This window comes from Asaia sp. SF2.1 (assembly GCF_000505765.1).
GTDB classification, from domain to species: Bacteria; Pseudomonadota; Alphaproteobacteria; order Acetobacterales; family Acetobacteraceae; genus Asaia; species Asaia bogorensis.
On sequence record NZ_AYXS01000049.1, the window covers coordinates 71,664 to 72,008 of the forward strand.

At 68.4% G+C, this 345-nt stretch carries 1 protein-coding gene; it reads right to left on the reverse strand.

The genetic code is table 11. The features are described 5' to 3' along the window. Window positions 1-345, reverse strand: a 345-nt coding sequence (locus P792_RS33880) for a protein-disulfide reductase DsbD domain-containing protein (RefSeq protein ID WP_031241543.1), incomplete at both ends; no start/stop codon positions are given.

A 345-nucleotide genomic window follows, 5' to 3' on the forward strand; every position in this document is an offset into this window, starting at 1 on the left:
TGAAGGTTCCACAGGGCGCACCATTGGGAGCACCACTGGCAGCACCACATCGCCCGTATAGGCATAGGACATCAGGGAGGCGTCCCTGATCCGCTGCGGCGTGGGCCAGACAATGGTTTGCGCCTCGCCCCTTAACGCGCCCGTTGCGGTTATGCGCAGGGTCGCGGGGTCTCCCGCATCACCGGGGTTGAGCCAGTATGTGTGCCAGCCGGGCTTGAGCCGCAGGCGCAGGGCCACATGGAGGGACGAGCCGGGGCTGGCGGTATCGGACGCGCTTATCAGGCTGGCCGTGCTGTGCGCGCTGATGGCGGGCGCGCTTTCCGCCCCCCAGGCGGCAGCAAGGGG